The 17,141-nt window shown below is 27.3% G+C and carries 16 protein-coding genes; 5 read left to right on the top strand and 11 right to left on the bottom strand.

What is annotated here, in order from left to right; genetic code table 11:
• Positions 1 to 100 precede the first annotated feature (100 nt).
• Positions 101 to 361, top strand: coding sequence for a hypothetical protein (locus tag ATR_RS04045; RefSeq protein WP_115428201.1), 261 nt, complete (start codon positions 101 to 103; stop codon positions 359 to 361).
• Positions 361 to 1,452, top strand: coding sequence for a YeeE/YedE family protein (locus tag ATR_RS04040; RefSeq protein ID WP_115428200.1), 1,092 nt, complete (start codon positions 361 to 363; stop codon positions 1,450 to 1,452). Before ATR_RS04045 ends, ATR_RS04040 begins: the two co-directional genes overlap by 1 nt.
• Positions 1,453 to 1,515: 63 nt before the next feature.
• Here ATR_RS04040 and ftsZ read toward each other — a convergent pair whose 3' ends face one another.
• From ftsZ to ATR_RS04010, 6 genes are all read right to left on the bottom strand, one after another.
• Positions 1,516 to 2,613: a cell division protein FtsZ gene (gene ftsZ, locus ATR_RS04035; protein WP_371317065.1), complete on the bottom strand. Its 1,098-nt coding sequence runs from the start codon at positions 2,611 to 2,613 to the stop codon at positions 1,516 to 1,518.
• A gap of 59 nt (positions 2,614 to 2,672) precedes the next feature.
• Positions 2,673 to 4,055, bottom strand: coding sequence for a cell division protein FtsA (ftsA, locus tag ATR_RS04030; protein ID WP_115428198.1), 1,383 nt, complete (start codon positions 4,053 to 4,055; stop codon positions 2,673 to 2,675).
• Positions 4,056 to 4,057: 2 nt separating this feature from the next.
• Positions 4,058 to 5,521 (bottom strand): peptidylprolyl isomerase, encoded by a 1,464-nt coding sequence (locus ATR_RS04025; protein ID WP_115428197.1) that lies wholly within the window; start codon positions 5,519 to 5,521, stop codon positions 4,058 to 4,060.
• A gap of 60 nt (positions 5,522 to 5,581) precedes the next feature.
• Complete coding sequence (locus ATR_RS04020) at positions 5,582 to 7,906, bottom strand: AAA family ATPase (RefSeq protein WP_115428196.1); 2,325 nt, start codon at positions 7,904 to 7,906, stop codon at positions 5,582 to 5,584.
• A complete protein-coding gene (locus tag ATR_RS04015; protein WP_115428195.1) occupies positions 7,896 to 8,261 on the bottom strand; it encodes a hypothetical protein in 366 nt (121 codons plus the stop codon). The genes ATR_RS04020 and ATR_RS04015 overlap by 11 nt, the downstream gene beginning before the upstream one ends.
• 82 nt (positions 8,262 to 8,343) lie before the next feature.
• A complete protein-coding gene (locus tag ATR_RS04010; protein ID WP_115428194.1) occupies positions 8,344 to 9,612 on the bottom strand; it encodes a Y-family DNA polymerase in 1,269 nt (422 codons plus the stop codon).
• Positions 9,613 to 9,821: 209 nt separating this feature from the next.
• On the opposite strand from ATR_RS04010, the gene ATR_RS04005 reads away from it, so the two are divergent.
• Together ATR_RS04005 and ATR_RS04000 are read left to right on the top strand one after the other, a co-directional pair.
• Entirely contained in the window at positions 9,822 to 10,115 is a 294-nt protein-coding gene (locus ATR_RS04005; RefSeq protein ID WP_115428193.1) for a c-type cytochrome, read from the top strand.
• 16 nt (positions 10,116 to 10,131) lie between these two features.
• Positions 10,132 to 11,424, top strand: coding sequence for an NAD(P)/FAD-dependent oxidoreductase (locus tag ATR_RS04000; protein WP_115428192.1), 1,293 nt, complete (start codon positions 10,132 to 10,134; stop codon positions 11,422 to 11,424).
• Positions 11,425 to 11,456: 32 nt separating this feature from the next.
• On the opposite strand, the gene ATR_RS03995 is transcribed toward ATR_RS04000, so the two are convergent.
• From ATR_RS03995 to ATR_RS03980, 4 genes are all read right to left on the bottom strand, one after another.
• Complete coding sequence (locus ATR_RS03995; protein WP_115428191.1) at positions 11,457 to 12,059, bottom strand: pyridoxamine 5'-phosphate oxidase family protein; 603 nt, start codon at positions 12,057 to 12,059, stop codon at positions 11,457 to 11,459.
• A gap of 12 nt (positions 12,060 to 12,071) precedes the next feature.
• Positions 12,072 to 12,773 carry an MOSC domain-containing protein gene (locus ATR_RS03990; RefSeq protein WP_115428190.1) on the bottom strand — a complete coding sequence of 234 codons (702 nt, stop codon included), beginning with the start codon at positions 12,771 to 12,773 and terminating at the stop codon, positions 12,072 to 12,074.
• Positions 12,774 to 12,854: 81 nt separating this feature from the next.
• Positions 12,855 to 14,615 (bottom strand): ABC-F family ATP-binding cassette domain-containing protein, encoded by a 1,761-nt coding sequence (locus ATR_RS03985; protein WP_115428189.1) that lies wholly within the window; start codon positions 14,613 to 14,615, stop codon positions 12,855 to 12,857.
• A 135-nt stretch (positions 14,616 to 14,750) separates the two neighbouring features.
• A complete protein-coding gene (locus tag ATR_RS03980) occupies positions 14,751 to 15,587 on the bottom strand; it encodes a GGDEF domain-containing protein (protein WP_164966718.1) in 837 nt (278 codons plus the stop codon).
• A gap of 359 nt (positions 15,588 to 15,946) precedes the next feature.
• Between ATR_RS03980 and ATR_RS03975 the strand changes: the two genes are divergently transcribed.
• The gene (locus ATR_RS03975) at positions 15,947 to 16,135 is read left to right on the top strand and encodes a helix-turn-helix domain-containing protein (RefSeq protein ID WP_115428187.1); all 189 of its coding nucleotides are present in this window, start codon (positions 15,947 to 15,949) and stop codon (positions 16,133 to 16,135) included.
• A 105-nt stretch (positions 16,136 to 16,240) separates the two neighbouring features.
• Here ATR_RS03975 and lipA read toward each other — a convergent pair whose 3' ends face one another.
• Complete coding sequence (lipA, locus tag ATR_RS03970; RefSeq protein WP_179948461.1) at positions 16,241 to 17,140, bottom strand: lipoyl synthase; 900 nt, start codon at positions 17,138 to 17,140, stop codon at positions 16,241 to 16,243.
• Position 17,141 lies beyond the last annotated feature (1 nt).

Genomic DNA, 17,141 nt, shown 5'->3' with positions numbered 1-17,141 from the left:
AAGCCTTTTAGTGGCAAAAATTTATAAATTTAAAAACAAAAATCAGTAATATAAGTAAATTTTTATATAATTATACTTTTAAATTATAAAAAGGATTTTTGTGAATAAAATTGAAGAGCTAAAAAAACTTTTAGAAAAAGAGGTTTTACCAGAGTTAAAAGCTGAAATAGAAGCTTTAGAAAAATTAGTTTCAAAAAAAAACGATAAAGAGATAAAAGATGAGCTAAACTACTTTTTAGAGGTAAAAAAGTTTTATGATGAAGCTTTAAGACTCATAAAAGAAGATAAACTAAGCGAAAAAGAGGCAGAAAATATTTTGCTTGATTTAGAAGATATGGAAGATGATGAGGGAGATATTTAGTGTTTGACTTAGAAGTTTATGAAATTGTTTTTATAGCATTTTTTGCTATTGCTTTTATATTTGGTTTTTTTGCCCAACAAAAGCAGTTTTGTTTTAGTGGGAGTATAAAAGATTATATACAAATCAAATCTACAAGAAGAGCTGCTAGTGTTATTATGGCAATGATTGTAGCAATTATTTCTACTCAACTTTTTGCATATATTTATGATATAAATTTGAGTTCAAGTAGCTATTTTAAGAGTAATATAAACTATTTTGCAATAGTTTTTGGTGGAGCTTTATTTGGTGCTGGAATGATGATAGCAGATGGTTGTAGCAGTAGAAGTATAGTAAAGTTTGCACAAGGAGATGCAAATGCACTTGTAACTCTTATTTTTATCGCAATTTTTGCATTCGCTAGTACAAAAGGTATTTTATTTAGCTTAGTAAATGGATTTATAAACAACCAATTTATGATAGATATTTCTAACTATTTATCAAATTTTACTCTAAATATCTACTTTGTTTTAGCTATTTTAATCTTGATTTTAGGATATTTCACAAAAAAAGTTAAAAGAGTTTTCACTCTATATGATGGTTTTATTATTGGACTTTTAATTGGTTTTGCTTGGTTTATATCAGGGTATATTGGGGCAGAAAGTTTTGAAAAAAGTGTACAAGTTCAAGCTTTAAGCTTTGTATTTCCTAGTGCAAAAACTTTAGAGTTTTTTACATTTTTTGAAATAACAGAATTATCTATTGGAGTTTGCATTGTTTTAGGAGCAGTTTTAGGGGCATATTTATCAACACTTTTTAATAAAAAATATAGCTTTGGATGTACTTCAAAAATCAACTTCAACAAATTAAAATATAATATGATAGGTGGTTCTATGATGGGAATTGGTGGAATTATGGCTATTGGATGTACAGTTGGACAAGGATTAAGTGGTATTTCTACACTTTTATTCAGCTCATTTTTAGCAATAATATCTATTGGAATTTCTGGATTTATAACAGGAAAGATACTTCATAAAAGAGATAAACTTCCTATGTGCTTCTTATTTGAGTGGGAAGACAATACAAAACAAAAACCTTTGGATTATGAGATATAGATAAAAAAAGCATACAAGCTCAAATATTGAAGCTTGTATGCTTGTATATTTTATTAAATACTTTTAGTGAAGCGGATACTCTACAGTATAACCTCTCATAAGAGGTGGAGTATCAAGAGTACTTTCAACTGCTTCTACTTTTATAGCCTCAATCTCATCTTCATCACTATCTTTTTGCTCCTCTTTTATCTCATTTTTAGATTCAAATCCAGTTGCAATAATAGTAATTTTTACTTCATCTCTTTCAAAATCAGTATCAGTTGTAGTTCCAAAAATAATCTGAGCATTTATATCAACTCTATTATTTATATTATTCATTACATCTTCAATAGCAAAAAGTGAAATCTCTGGGCTTATTGTAAAGTGTATTAAAATACCTTTTGCTCCATCTAAAGGTACTTTTTCAAGTAATGGAGAGTTAATAGCATTATCCAAAGCTCTACTTGTTGCTTCATCTCCTTTTGCTTTTCCAATTCCCATAAGAGCGATACCTTTATGTTTCATAATAGTTTTAACATCAGCAAAATCGGCATTTATATCATTTCCACTTCCAGCATTTAAAATAACCTGACTCATACCATTTACTGCTTGATACAAAATATTATCTGTAACTTTAAAAGCATTCTTTATACCAATTGTCTCATCAACAGCTTCTCTTAATTTATCATTTGCAATAACAATCAAAGAATCGCTAACTTTTTTAAGCTCTTCAAGACCTAAATTAGCTAAAGCTGCTCTCATTCGACCTTCAAAACCAAAAGGTTTAGTAACAACAGAAACAGTCAAAGCTCCAACTTCTCTAGCTGCTTTTGCGATTATCGGAGCAGCACCTGTTCCTGTACCACCACCTAATCCAGCTGCTACAAAAACAATATCAGCACCTTTTAAAGTCTCTTTTATCTCTTCATAACTCTCTAAAGCTGCATTTCTTCCAACTTCAGGATCCATTCCAGCACCAAAGCCATTTGTAAGCATAGGTCCTAGTTCAATCTTTTTTGGAGCTTTTGATATATGAAGCACTTTTAAATCTGTATTTGCAACTATTAAATCAATCCTATGACTTCCCTCTTCTATCATATGATTAATCATATTACAACCACCTCCACCAACACCGATTACTGCAATTTTTGGAAGGTTATTTGATAGTGCTTTTGTAGGCATATCCTCTTTTATTGTTATATCATCTACTCTAAATAGATTATTGCTATTACTATTTTCCATTAAAACCACTCCTGTAATCTTTTCAAAATACCAAACCCTTTTTTCTTTTTATCTTTTGGTAAAGGCTCTAAGATTGTATCATTTGTTCTTATTCTCATATCAACTCCAACTTGAGAAGAGTGTGAAGATGTAGGAATCGTAAATTTCTCAGGGCTTTGACCTTTTCTTATTGGTCTTATTAATTTTTTACTTGAATCTAATTGATAACCTCTATTCATTCCCAAAGCAAACATAATTAATCCAACAGTTGTTGCCATATTTGGTTCATCAAAACTAACTCTAAAAGAGTTTTGGAGATTTTTTGGAGAAGAAACAGTTACTGGAATTTTCTCAAAAATATTTTTTGTAAGCTCTTTTATTCCACCAAGTTCACTCATTCCACCTGTTAAAACTATTCCAGAACCAATATTATCAAGCAGAGCATTCTTTTTTAACTCATTTTTTACTAAAACTAAAAGTTCTTCTACTCTTGCATGAATAATTGTTTGAATATGCCCTAAAGGAAACTCTTTAAAATACTCTTCATCATTGATTTGAGAAACTCCAACATTAGATGGTCCAACTTCTCCATTTCCAAAATAATCTTTTATTAAAGACCCATACTCGATTTTTATCTTTTCAGCCGTTCTTAAAGGTGTATTTAACATCAAAGATAGATCATTTGTAATATTTTTTGAACCAACTGGAATAAATCCATTATAAATTATAGAGTTCCCTTTATGATATACAAACTCAGTTGTTGTAGCACCTAAATTAATAACAACTGCACCTATTCTTTTTTGTTGATCATCTAAAACTGCTAAAGAAGCAGCATATGAATCAAGCACAAATCTTACATCATCTATTCCAAATATTTTAAGGGCTGATTTTATATTTATTAGTGCATTTCTTTTTGCAGTTACAATATATACAGATGCTTCAAGTTTTGAACCATTCATATTAAAAGGATTTTCGACCTCTTGATCATCTACTTTAAAAAATAAAGGTATTACATGCACTACATCATAATCTGGTAAAATTGTTGAGTTTGATAGTGCCATTTGCATTGCTTGATTAATATCTGTTTCAGAAACCAAACCATTTGGAATTGTTACATAACCAGTTGATCTTGTACCTCTTGTATAATTTCCAGAAATTGATACAACAGTTGTTCCAATACTCTCTGTTACACTCTCTTTTGCTTGAAGTATTGCATCTTTTATTGTTCTTGAAACATCTTCTATATTTGTTATAAGACCTTTATTTACTCCAACACTCTCTTGTGAACCAAAACCCAAAATATCAATACTATTATCTAAATCATATTTTGGTTTAGAAATTACAGCACTTGTAATGCTAGAACCAATATTTATTGTAAGAAAAATATCATTTGTATTATTCAAAACTACTCCTTTGTCTGCATTAATGTTTTTATTGCAATACTATTTTCAAGTTTTTTAAGTAAATTTGACAATAAATCAGAATTTTGAACTTGCTTTATTTCATCTAGTACAAAACTATCTTTTGCTTTATCATAAGATGCCATTTTTGAACTATTTACTCTATATAAAACAACTTTTGAACCAACTTTTGCAATACCATCCTTTGTAGAACTAGCAAAAAGTTGCCCTAAAAACTCTATCGCTTCTTGCTCATTTAATCCTTTTATTTTAGCAGCACTTGCTCTATTTACACCAACTGCATCATTTCCTTTAAAATCTTTTAAACTGTTTTGAGCTAATTCATCTAACTTTTTAGCTTTTAAACTAAGCTTGAAATCTTCAATAACTTTTGTTTTTGCCTCATCAAATGTTAAATTCACAGATGGATTTGTTTTTACTAGCTTTACTATATAAAATCTATTATTTTCAAAAAATGGTTTTAAAATTTCATCTTTTTTTAGCTCTTTTATTTTTTCAACATTTTCAGCTAAAAATGGTATTTTATTTTGTGAGTAAGTTACCTTTTTATCAAAATTATCTTCAGATTTTTTAAGTTTTAAATATAAAGAAAGAGCCTCTTTTTTTGTAAAATTCTCATCTAAATCTTTTATAATCTCCTCTTTTGCCTCTTCAAAAGATTTTATTTTTCCATCATCAAATTTATAATCACTTTTAAATTTATCAAAGTGATTTTGTATATCTTCTTGTGTAGCATTAGCAGATAAAAGAGCAAACTCTTTTATCTCTAAATCATACGATACTTCACTTTTATATGAGTTTTGATTTTCATCAAAATATTTTTTTAACTCATTTTCATCAATAGTTACATCAACATCATCTAAAGTTAATATTTTATAAGTAATATCATCTTCTAAAAAAAGTAATTTACTAATATTCTCTATCTCATTAGCTGTTGGTTCTATAGTAAAAAGAGCTTGTACTTTTTGAAACATTATTGAATTTCTTAGGCTATTTTCAAAATCTTGAGGAGACATTCTATTTTGTTGCAAAATAGCAACATACTTATTTTTATTAAATTTACCATCTACTTTAAACTCTTCATAATTAATCAACTCTTTTGCTATCTCTTCATCAGTTACAATTAATCCTAAAGAGCTACCATAAGACATAAGAAGATTTTTCTGCATAAGTTGAGCAAATGCAATATCTTTTAATCTTAATTGTTCTGCTAACTCTTTATTAAAAGATGCTCCAAAAATTTGTGAATATTGACTATAAAGGTTTGAATACTCACGGCTGTACTCTTCAACACTAATCTCTTTATCTCCAACAGTCGCTACTACTCCACCTTTAGTTCCGTAATTATACGAGCCCCAACCTACAAATCCAGCACCTACAAAGGCAATAGTACTAATCCAAATCGTAATAACCAACCACTTTTTATGTCTTTGCATCCAAGTTATCATAAAATAAACCCTTAAAAAAAATTTAGAGATTATGATACAAAAATATTGCTTTTATGTTATTTAAACACTTATAGATAAACTATTTGTTTCAGTTTTTTTATCTTTATTGCTCAAAAGATCATTAATAACACTCTCTCTTATTGTTACCTCTATTTTTTTACAAGCACTTTTAAAAGCCTCTTCTTCTCCAACAATAAAACACATATTTTTTGCTCTTGTTATTGCTGTGTAGAGTAGTTTTGTGTTGTGCATTATATAGTGTGAGAAACTCATAGGAATTAGGGCATTCTCATACTCCATTCCTTGTGTTTTATGAATTGTTAGACAGTATGCTAAATTTAAAAGATGATGAATATTATCAAAGTCATAAAATACTACCATATCATCATTTGGATATAAAACGACACATTTTTTATCATCAAAATCCAATTTTATTATCAAGCCTAACTGCCCATTATAAACTCTTCTTTCCATAAATTCACTAGAGTTTGATTTATACATACTCATAGTTTGTGCTTTCATATTCTCATTTTTTATATGAATTACTTTATCTGTAAGTTTATACTCAATATCTTTTATCTTTAGACTTCTATTTTTTGTATGATTAAACAATCTTTGAAGTTCTATATTTAAATTCTCAACTCCTAAAACTCCACCTTTCATTGGAGTAATAACTTGAAAAAGAGTAAGAGCTTTTCCTATATTTTTATCTTTTATAAAATCATAGTAATTTTGTATATAATTACTTGCAATATTTAAAATATTATTTAAAATATAGTCACTATTTTCACCTCTCATATCTGAAAACTCATTTTGACTTAATGAATTTTTCATAGAGTAGTAGTTTCCTATTGAGACATCTACAAACTTGAAATCATCATACTCTTCTTTGTAATTTGGTAATTCACCTTTTCTTATATCGTTTGCAATTACTGCTATTGCTTGATTCTCATTTTGTCTATAGATTTTTGTTAGTTTACAAATAGGAGCTAGGTCAAATTTTATACTATCTGCTAATATATTTCCAGCTCCAATAGCTGGAAGTTGTCCATCATCTCCAACAATTATAAAAATTGTATCATCACTTATTTTACTTATTATTTGGAAAAAAGTAATAGAGTTTACCATTGAAGCTTCATCTAATAAAATAACTTTATATGGGAAAAAATCTTTATCTTTATGTTTTACCAATAAACTTTGAATTGTACTTGAGTTATAACCAGTTGTATCACTTATTCTTTGACTAGCAATTCCACTTAAAGCAATAGTTATAATATCATCATAACTAACAATCTCTTCTAAAAGCTCTAAAATAGCCCTACTTGAAGTTGATTTTCCTGTTCCTGCATATCCTATTAAAAATAGGGTTTTTTCTCCAAAATTTATTAACTCAACCGCTTTTTGTTGCTCACTACTTAAAGTAAAGCCTAAAGTTTTCTGTTTTTTTTCTAAATATTCATCAAAATTTTCTATGATTTTTTTATTTTTAATATCTTTTCTTATATTAAAAAAATCTAATATCTTTTTTTCACAATGGTATAACATTGAAAGAGCAATACGATTTTTGCTTGTAGAATATATCTCCTCTTTTGCCAACATTTCAACTAAAATATTTTCATAAAGTAACTCTTCTTTTGAAAACCTCAAACTATCATCTAATAGTTTAAAAAGATGAAATTTATCTATTGAAGAGTTACCGTTGTTGTCGCAATACTCTCTTAAAGTATAATTTAAACAAGCTTTTATCCTAAAAGGTGATTTAGGTTCTATCCCCAAAGCTTTTGCTATCTCATCTGCTCTTTTAAATCCTATTCCTTTTATATTTATCAAAATATAGGGGTTTTGTTTTATCTTTTCAATTAAATTTTCAACTTCACTAAAAGTTGAATATATTTTTGTAATTAGATTTGAAGTAACTCCAAATTTCCCCAAAAAAGCACCTAACTCTCTAAGATGCTTGAAAGAGTGCCAAGAGTTTAAAATAGATTTTAATTTCTTCTCCTTTATACCTTTTACACTTAAAAGCTCATTTGGGTTTTCATCTAAAATCTTTATTAAACCCTCTTCCCCATATTTTTCCAAAATCTCTGTTGCTGATTTTTTTGTAAAGCCTTTAATTATTTTTGTAAGAAAAAAGAATAGTTCATGCTCTTTTACTTGTAAAGTATTAAACTCAAATTGAACACCATATTTACTATGAGTTATCCAGTTTCCAGTTAATATTATCTCTTCACCAAGAAGTTTTTCAATATCTGCATCAAAATATACTCCACAAATTTTTTGGTTATTTTCTAAAACAGCAATAGTATATTTTGTTTCATCATTTTTATATAAAACCTTCTTTAAAACTCCACTGAGATTAAAGTTTTTTTCGCTAATTTCCATCGTTATACTTATCTTTTTTATGTTTATCTTTTTTGTATGAGTTTTTATTTTTCTCTTTTTGAAGTAGGTTTGCCTCTTTTAAAAGCATCCCTCTTTCATCTTCAAAAGTTTCACTAGGGTTTTTTATAGAAATAAGAGTTTTTTCAATAAAGTTATTTAACAAGGAGTAGTAATCTGAATATAGTTCAACTTTTGGAGTTTTGCACATATCTTCATAGTTTTTAAGTGTTCTTTTTAGAAACAGTTCTTTATCAAAATTTTCTAATTTCAATAAAGATATTGTTCTTGTCAGAAACTTCTCTACAACTCGTATATAACGAATTCTTAACTGTTTTTCATTTATTTCAAAACCCATTTTATGATACCCATTTTTTTAAATTCTCGAATTATAACTAAATCTATTTAAGAAATGTTAAAATATTACAAATTGTGATATTTTAACTTAGTTCAGAAGCATTTTTTAATATATCAACACCAAATTTTTCTCTTAAAATTTGTATATTTTCTCCTAGTTTATCTTTTTTTAAATCATCTTCATATTCAAAGAGATTAAAGGTATGTTCACCTTTCTTTGCAAAGTTAAAAACTGTTATATATAACTGTACAACTCCATAATTTCTATGTTTATCAGCACTTAAAAATAGTTTTATCATGGAGTTTTTGAAATCAAATTCATTAAAAATTTTATTGCTATTTTCTTGAGCTTTTGATTTTATATTGTACTCATATCTAATTTGAATTTGAAAAGATAGAGGATTATATTCCTCTTTTTTTACAATAAAACTTAAATATCTACTTAAAATCATAACTCTTCTTTTAATCTCTTCTCTACTAAAAACCACATCAAAACTTCTACCAATTCCTAGACTTTTTCTCTCTTTATTTATTGTTAATTTATTATCTTTTATTCCACAAACTCTATTATAAGTATCAACTCCAATTTTTCCAAAAGAGTAGAATAAATCTTTATTTTTTCTAATATCACCCAAAGTTTTTATGTTGTAGCCAGATAACTTTTCACAAAAAGCTTTTCCAATACCTGTAAAGTTTTCAATCAAAATATCTTTTGTAAACTCTTCTATATCCTCTTTTTTTAATAGTTTAACTCCATTTGGTTTTGCTTCATTTGTCATAAGTTTTGATAGATATTTTGTATTTGCTAAACCAATAGAGCAAGGAAGTTGTAACTCATTAAATATCTTATTTTTTAGCTTAATAGCAAACTCTTTAGCCTCATTTTCAGAGATATAACCACTTAAATCACCAAAAAATTCATCAATAGAAAATTGTTCAACAAGAGGAATTTCAACTTCCAATAGCTTTTTTAGTTTAGAAGATAACTCATCATACAGACTATATTTTGGTGCTATCATCTTTAAATTTGGACAAAGTTGTAAAGCTTCATTTACACTCATAGCTGTTTTTATTCCAAAGGCTCTTGCTTCATAAGATGCTGTTGTTATAATTCCTCTTACTCTACTATTTTCATCAATAAAATAATCTATTCCATTTTTTTCATCTTCATTATCTAGGATTTTACTTGAAAAACTAGCACGATTTGTTGCCATTTTTCTTTTTACTCTTGTATTTGAAAAAATATCTACATTACTTTTTCCTCCAACTGCAACTGGAATACCTATTAAGCTCTTATCCAGAGTTCTATGTGCTGATACAAAATAGCAATCTAAATCAATATGAATAAACATAAGGTTAATTTTACCCTCTTTTTTTTAAAGCCACACAAAATATTACAATTTGTAATTTTTTATATTTTATTTCTTCTATAAAAATGTGCATAATCTACACATAATTTTTTTTTATGTTACAAGAGTTATTAAATTTAATATTTTAAATTTTTATTAAGTTTATTAAATTATCATTCATTTGTATTTGTTATAAAAAAGGAGAAGATTAAATGAAAAAACTAGCATTTTTACTTGCTTTAGCAAGTTTGTCATTTGCTGTAGACTATGACCCTATAAGAGGAGAGATGTTATCACTTTCTTGTGCAAACTGTCATGGAACAGATGGAAAATCAACTACTTCAATTCCAAAAATAGCGGGACTTGATAAAAACTATATGTATCAAACCTTACTTGAGTATAAAACAGGAAAAAGAGTTGATACTCATATGATGCAAAAGCACACAAAAGGTTTTACTGATGAAGAGCTTGAGCAACTATCTTACTACTTTTCAAAAGTTAAATAAGAAGAAAGGATAAACGATGATAAATAGAAGAGATTTTGGAAAATTAGTTTTAGGAGCTACAGCTTTATCTTTTACTGCTTGTAATAGTTTAGCTAGTGGTTTATCAACAATTCCTGCAAACAAAAAAAGAGTTGTAATTGTTGGTGGTGGTTTTGGTGGAGCTGCAACTGCTAGATATTTAAGAAAATTTGATTCAGATGTTGAAATTGTTTTGGTTGAGCAAAACAAAGAGTATTACACTTGTCCATTTTCAAATGCTGTAATAGCTGGTATGGAGAAAATAGATTTTATAAAACATGATTTAAATACTTTAGCAAAAAAATACAATATCAAAGTAGTTTATGCAAAAGTTACAAAAGTTGATGGAGCTAATTCTAATGTAATTTTAGAAAATGGAGAAAAAATCTCTTATACAAGAGCTGTTGTAAGCCCTGGAATTGATTTTAAATATGAAAAAGGTTACACAAAAGAGAATGAAAAATATGCACCACATGCTGTAAAAGCTGGAGAGCAAACTACAATTCTTCAAAAACAACTAGAAAATATGAAAGATGGTGGAACTTTTGTAATGGTTGCACCTGCTGATCCATTTAGATGCCCTCCTGGACCTTATGAGAGAATTTCTCTTGTGGCTCACTATATAAAAAATAACAAACCAAATTCAAAAATAATAGTTCTTGACCAAAAAGACAAGTTCTCAAAACAAGCGCTATTTTCAAATGGTTGGAAAGAGCTTTATGGTGATTTAATCGACTGGAGAGCAGCACAATTTGGTGGAAAAGTTATAAGTGTTGATCCAGTTAAAAAAGTAATTGTAACTGAAGATGAGGAGATAGAAGCAGATGTTTTAAACTATATTCCAAATCAAAAAGCTTCTCAATTAGCATTTGATTCAGGATTAGTTGCTAATGGAAAAGATTGGTGTGATATTCATCCAAAAACTTTTGAGTCTAAACTAGTTAAAAATGTTCATGTTATTGGAGATGCTTCAAATGCGGCGCCAATGCCAAAATCTGCATTTAGCGCAAGTACTCAAGGAAAAGTTGTAGCACTTCAAATAGCAAGAATATTAAAACAACAAGAACCTTTAAATCCTCCAAAACTAGCAAATACTTGCTATAGTTTATTAAATCCAAACTACGGTATATCAATTGCTGCTGTTTATAATGCACTTGATGACAAAATACAAAATGTTGATGGAGCTGGTGGAGTTAGTCCTGAGCAAGACCCAGATGGTCATATTAGAATACTTGAAGCAAAATATGCTTATGCTTGGTATGAAAGCCAAACTTCTGATATTTTCAAATAATTTTTAACTAGAGTTTAAAACTCTAGTTAAAATTAATTATTATAAATTCTCATCTCTTTTATAGTTTTTATATCAACTCTTGAAGCCCTATTTCCTAGCTTTTCAAAAAGTTTATCTCTTTTTTCATCATTCAAATTTTGTCCTACTTTAATTTTACAAGATATATTTTCTGGTTTTAACTCAATTACTGTCACTTTATCAATCATTTTTGTGTACATAGGCTTATTATAAGAGATCTCTTCATATCCACCATCTTTTTGCAATTTCTCCATTAAAGCACTTAAAACTTTTGCTTTTTCATCACTATTTTCTATAAAATTCAAAGTTCCTTCAATAAGAACAGAAGCAAAAAATTGTGTTGCAGGACAAGCTGCAACTGTATCAAAGAAATGTGACGGAATAATCGAATATGGATTTACAACTAAAAAAGCACCATTTGAGTTTGCTTTTATTGTATCTATTTTTTTACCCTCACTACTTCCATGAAAATAGATAGAGCCTTTAAAATATACAAAATTTAGAGCTACACAATATGGCTTTTCACCATTTATTAAACTCAATGTTCCATATTCACAACTTTCTAATACTTCTTTTATACTATTTTCATCTTTTATATCAAACTCTGCTCTTCTCATATTCAATCCTTTTTATGTATGATAAAAGGTAAATTGATCATCTTTATCCCCTAATTCATATCTTTTTTGTAAAGAATTTTTAAAAGCTAAACCTAAATCTTCACAATTTAAAGCATTTATAGTTAATTCTTCATCAATCAGTGGATTAACTATTAGTTGATTTAATTTTTCAATAGTTAATTTTGGATTTCTCCTATTTTCCAAAATAACCTCATCATTTTGTAAAATTTGCCCCTCTTTCAAAACTTTTGCATAAAATCCTGTATAACCACTTTCAAATATAAATTTCGTCATATTTTTTTTATCTGTATTTGCACTCAATTTCCAACAAGGTTGTCTAGGTTGTGTAATTTCTATTTTTGCTTCACCAATTTTTAATATATCGCCAATACATATATCTTTTTCACAAATTTCATCAAGTATTATGTTTTCACCAAAATATGCCATATTTGTCATATCAAAACTATTTTCAAAATAAGAACTTATTTTTTTGTAAGTTAAACAAGAAAATAAAAATAGAGCTTTATTTTCTCCTCCATGATGAAGTAAATCTGCTTGAAAATCATCACTAAATCCATTTTTTGTTAAATATGCTTTTCCTACTGGATATTTTTTAATGCCAGAAACAAGCTCTTCTCTCTTTTGATCTGTAAGTTTTGTAACAGTTACATTTCCAACTTTTATATATAAAACTTTTGATATTTTTGTAGCCATCTTCTATACTTTCTATTTTAATTATTGAAAGTATAGAAAAATAAAAAAATTTTTACAATCTGTTTATTGCTAGTTTTTAAATTAAAATTCACTCATTTTTTGTTCAAATTCAATATTTATACTCTCAATTTTTTGCATAATTTCCAAAATCTCATTTTCTACTTTTGTTTTATCAAGTCCCATTAGAGTTTTTGCTTTTTCTTCTAAAATTTCAAGTTCAGCTTTTAAAGGTTTTAAATCTTGACTCTTCTTAGCAACTAACTCTGCTCTTAATTTTTTGCTCTCTTTTTTATTTATCTTTGGTTTATCTTTTTTTTCATCTTTATTTGAAGTTTTAGAAGGTTTTGTTTCATCTATATCATCACCCCAACCTATTTTTTCTAAAAACTCATCATAAGTTCCATTAAAATAATCAGCTCCATCATTTGTAAAAACTATCAATCTATCACAAACAGCTCGAAGCAACTCTTCACTATGAGTTACAATAATACTTGAACCTTCAAACTCTTTTATAGCATTTGTAAGAGCTTCTATAGACTCAATGTCAAGGTGGTTTGTAGGCTCATCAAGGAAAAGAAGATTTACATCTTGTGCAATAATTTTTCCTAGCATTACTCTACTTTTTTCTCCTCCACTTAAAAGCGAGATTTTTTTCTTTGCATTATCTCCGCTAAACATCATAATTCCACATATATTTCTTATAACTGATTCAGGTAGTTTTACATTTACAGAGTGAATTTCATCCATAATTGTATTATTCATATTTAAATGATTTATATTTGTTTGCCCAAAATGTCCAAAAACAGTGCTTGGATGAAAATCAACACTTCCACTAAGAGCTTTTAACTCACCTGCTAGGACATTTAAAAGTGTAGATTTACCTTTTCCATTTTTTCCAATAATTCCCAAAGTTTCACCACGACTAAGTGCAAAAGTTATATCTTTAAAAAGTATACTGTTTTTATCATATCCAAAACTCACATCTTTAACTTCTAGCAAAAATTTTGCACTTGTATCTTTATAGTTAAAATCAAATTTCAGATCTCTTTCATACTCAATATCTTCTAGAATATCCATTTTTTCAAGTATTTTCACCTTTGATTGAGCCAAAGTTGCAGTGGCTGCTCTAGCCTTATTTTTTGCAATAAACTCTTCAAGGTCTTTTATCTTCTTCTCTTGAGCAATTTTTTGCTTTTCATAATGCTCTTCATTTGCACTTAGTTGTTCAAAGAATTTTTGAGTTCCACCAGCAATTATAAAGGCATCTTTTCTTATAATTCCCATAGTATGTGTACAAACACTATTCATAAAATCTCTATCATGAGTTATTAAAATAACCTCACCATCAAAACTTTTTAGAAACTCTCTTAACCATCTAATAGATAAAATATCCAGATAGTTTGTAGGCTCATCGAGTAAAAGCATATTTGGTTCTGTTAAAAGTAGTTTTGCCAAATTTATTCGTATTTGATAACCACCTGAAAAACTTTTTGGCTCTTTTTGAAAATCTTCTTCACTAAATCCAAGTCCAAAAAGAATCTTTTCTGCTTTATAAATATTATACTTATCATCTTCACTTAGAGCTGTTGCTGTCTCTTCTAAAAGAGTTTTCTCTTTGAAATCAAAGTACTGTTTCAAAGCTCCTATTTTATAATTTTTTGGCTTTGCTATCTCTCCACTATCTGGTTGTTCTTCTTCTAAGATTAACTTAAAAAGTGTTGATTTTCCTGTTCCATTTCTTCCAACTAATCCTACTTTGTCACCTTTATTTAACCTTAGATTTAAATCTTGATATAAAGTTTGTGTTGGATATGATTTTTGTATATTTATTAGCTCTATCATCTTTATTTCTCTTTTTGGGTATTTTAAATTTTTTAAGGCGAGATTGTATTATATTTTGTGTTAGATATTGGTTATTTAAAGTTTTAGTAATTTATACTATCTTTTTTAAATCCTTTATCTTAGAAAAATAGACTTTTATAATATTTGCTCTACTCTATTTTTACCTTTTGATTTAGCTAGATACAAAGCTCTATCTGCTCTTTTAATCAACTCATCTATATTATCTGTATCTTTATAACTTGCTATTCCAAAACTAGCTGTCACTTGTCTTAATATCTCAAAATCTTGTTTTAATAATATTTTTCTCAAATTTTCTGCTAGTTTTTTAACCCCTTCTTGCTTTGTATTACTACAAATTATTATAAACTCTTCACCACCAAATCTACCTACAATATCTGTATCTCTTACATATTTTTTTAAAACTTCTGCAATTTTTATAAGAACCTTATCTCCAATTAGATGACCGTAAGTATCGTTTATCTCTTTAAAATTATCTATATCTATTAAAATTATTGAAAATTCATTACTACATTGCTTAAATATTTTCTCATTCTCTTGTAAAAAATAATCTATTGATTTTCTATTATTTACCTGTGTCAAATAATCTATTGAACTCATTATTTCAAGTTTGATATTTGTTGTTTTTATCTCTTTCATATAGTTTAATTTATTTACTAAATAGTAAGACAAAATATATACATATATTAAAAATATTATTTCGATTTGATATTTTATATAGTATGTTACAAAAATAAAATATAGTATAAATATCATAAGATAAACTATCTTATTTGATTTAATATCTTTATTACGTTCAAACAATATATAAATAATTAACATTAAAACAGAAAAAGATATAAATTCACTTAGAATATCTGAGTTAGAATTTATTTCAACTAATAATATTGTTACAAAAGTATTTATTGCCTGTATAAAAAATAGAACTGTTAGTAAAAATAACTTTTTATTCACAAATTTTGATAATAATATTAATAAAAATAAATATGTTATAAATATGTAAATAGATCCAATAATTATTTTATAAATATTATCCTTATGGCTATTTATTGATAAAAAATCAATCTGGTTTATTTCAAATAAAAGAAAGATGCCAAAGAGGCTTATAAAAATAATAAATAAAAATGTTTTCATTATGTTCCTTGTAAATAAAGATAATATTTTTCTCTTTTTATTAGTTTAAGAAAAAATATTTTATCTTATTTTTTTAAAGATAGTTAAACATTAACTAATTTTACTACTCTTATGGTTAATATTTAATCTGTTGAGTAATAAAGCTGTATAAGTTAAATTTTATTTAAAAAGGCTAAAAAATGACTCAAAGAGATATGGCTGGATATATAGGTGTAACTCCTGTAACTTTAAGAAATTGGAGAAAAGATAAACCAAGACTTTATGAAATAGTAATGAAAGGTTTTGCTTTTGAAGAAGCAGTAAAAAAGGCTCAACAAAATGCAGATGAACTAAAAACTCTTGAAGAGAGTTTTAAGATAAAAAAATAACAATTTCTATAGAATATATAACTTTAACATAATAAAATCAATACAATATTATATTTTAAACTAATATGTCAAATATATAAATAAAGATTTTAATAAATCTCTATTTTATAAAGCACTTGCCATATTTAAGTAGTGATGAGCCATATAAGAACTTCTTGCATATGGACTTGCTTTTACAAATTCAAATCCCATAGAATAAGCTATTTTTTCATATTTCTCAAATTGCTCTGGTTTTACAAACTCTACAACTTTTTCAAAATCTCCACTAGGAGCTAAATATTGTCCAATGCTTAAAAACTTACAACCAACAGTTAATAGATCTTGAAAAACAGCTATCATTTCATCTTCTGTTTCTCCCAAACCTACCATCAAAGCACTTTTTGTTTTTACTTTTTCTCCACCTAGCTCTTTTAACTTTCTTAAAACTTCTAAACTTCTTCCATAAGTTCCATTTCTTCTAATACGATATAAACTAGGAACTGTTTCTATATTATGTCCTATTATTGTTGCACCTGACTCTATAACTCTTTTTAAACTATCTTCACTACCTTTAAAATCAGGGATTAATATCTCAACTTTTGTCTCTGGAGATTTTTCTATAATATCTCTTGTCACTTTATAAAACTGCTCTGCTCCTCCATCTTTTAAATCATCTCTTGCTGGGCTTGTAATTACCACAAATTTTAGACCCAAAGATAAAACAGAAGTTGTAACCTTTTTTATCTCGCTTTCATCAACCATATTTGGCATACCTGTTGTTACATTACAATATGTACATCTTCTTGTACATATATTTCCTAATATTAAAAAAGTAGCATTTTTATTTGAAAAACACTCACTAATATTTGGACATTTAGCCTCTTGGCAAATTGTATGTAGCCCACCAACTCCTTTTAAAAGATTCTCCATCTCAATTTGAGCAGATGGATTTAGTTTCTTTCTTAACCACTCTGGTTTTTTATATGCTACTTCACTTTTTATATTTACATTAATATTTTGTGTCATT

The sequence above is a fragment of the Aliarcobacter trophiarum LMG 25534 genome, assembly GCF_003355515.1.
GTDB classification, from domain to species: domain Bacteria; phylum Campylobacterota; class Campylobacteria; order Campylobacterales; family Arcobacteraceae; genus Aliarcobacter; species Aliarcobacter trophiarum.
The sequence above is the reverse complement of the archived record's forward strand: the minus strand, read 5'-3'. Positions and strand labels throughout refer to the sequence as shown.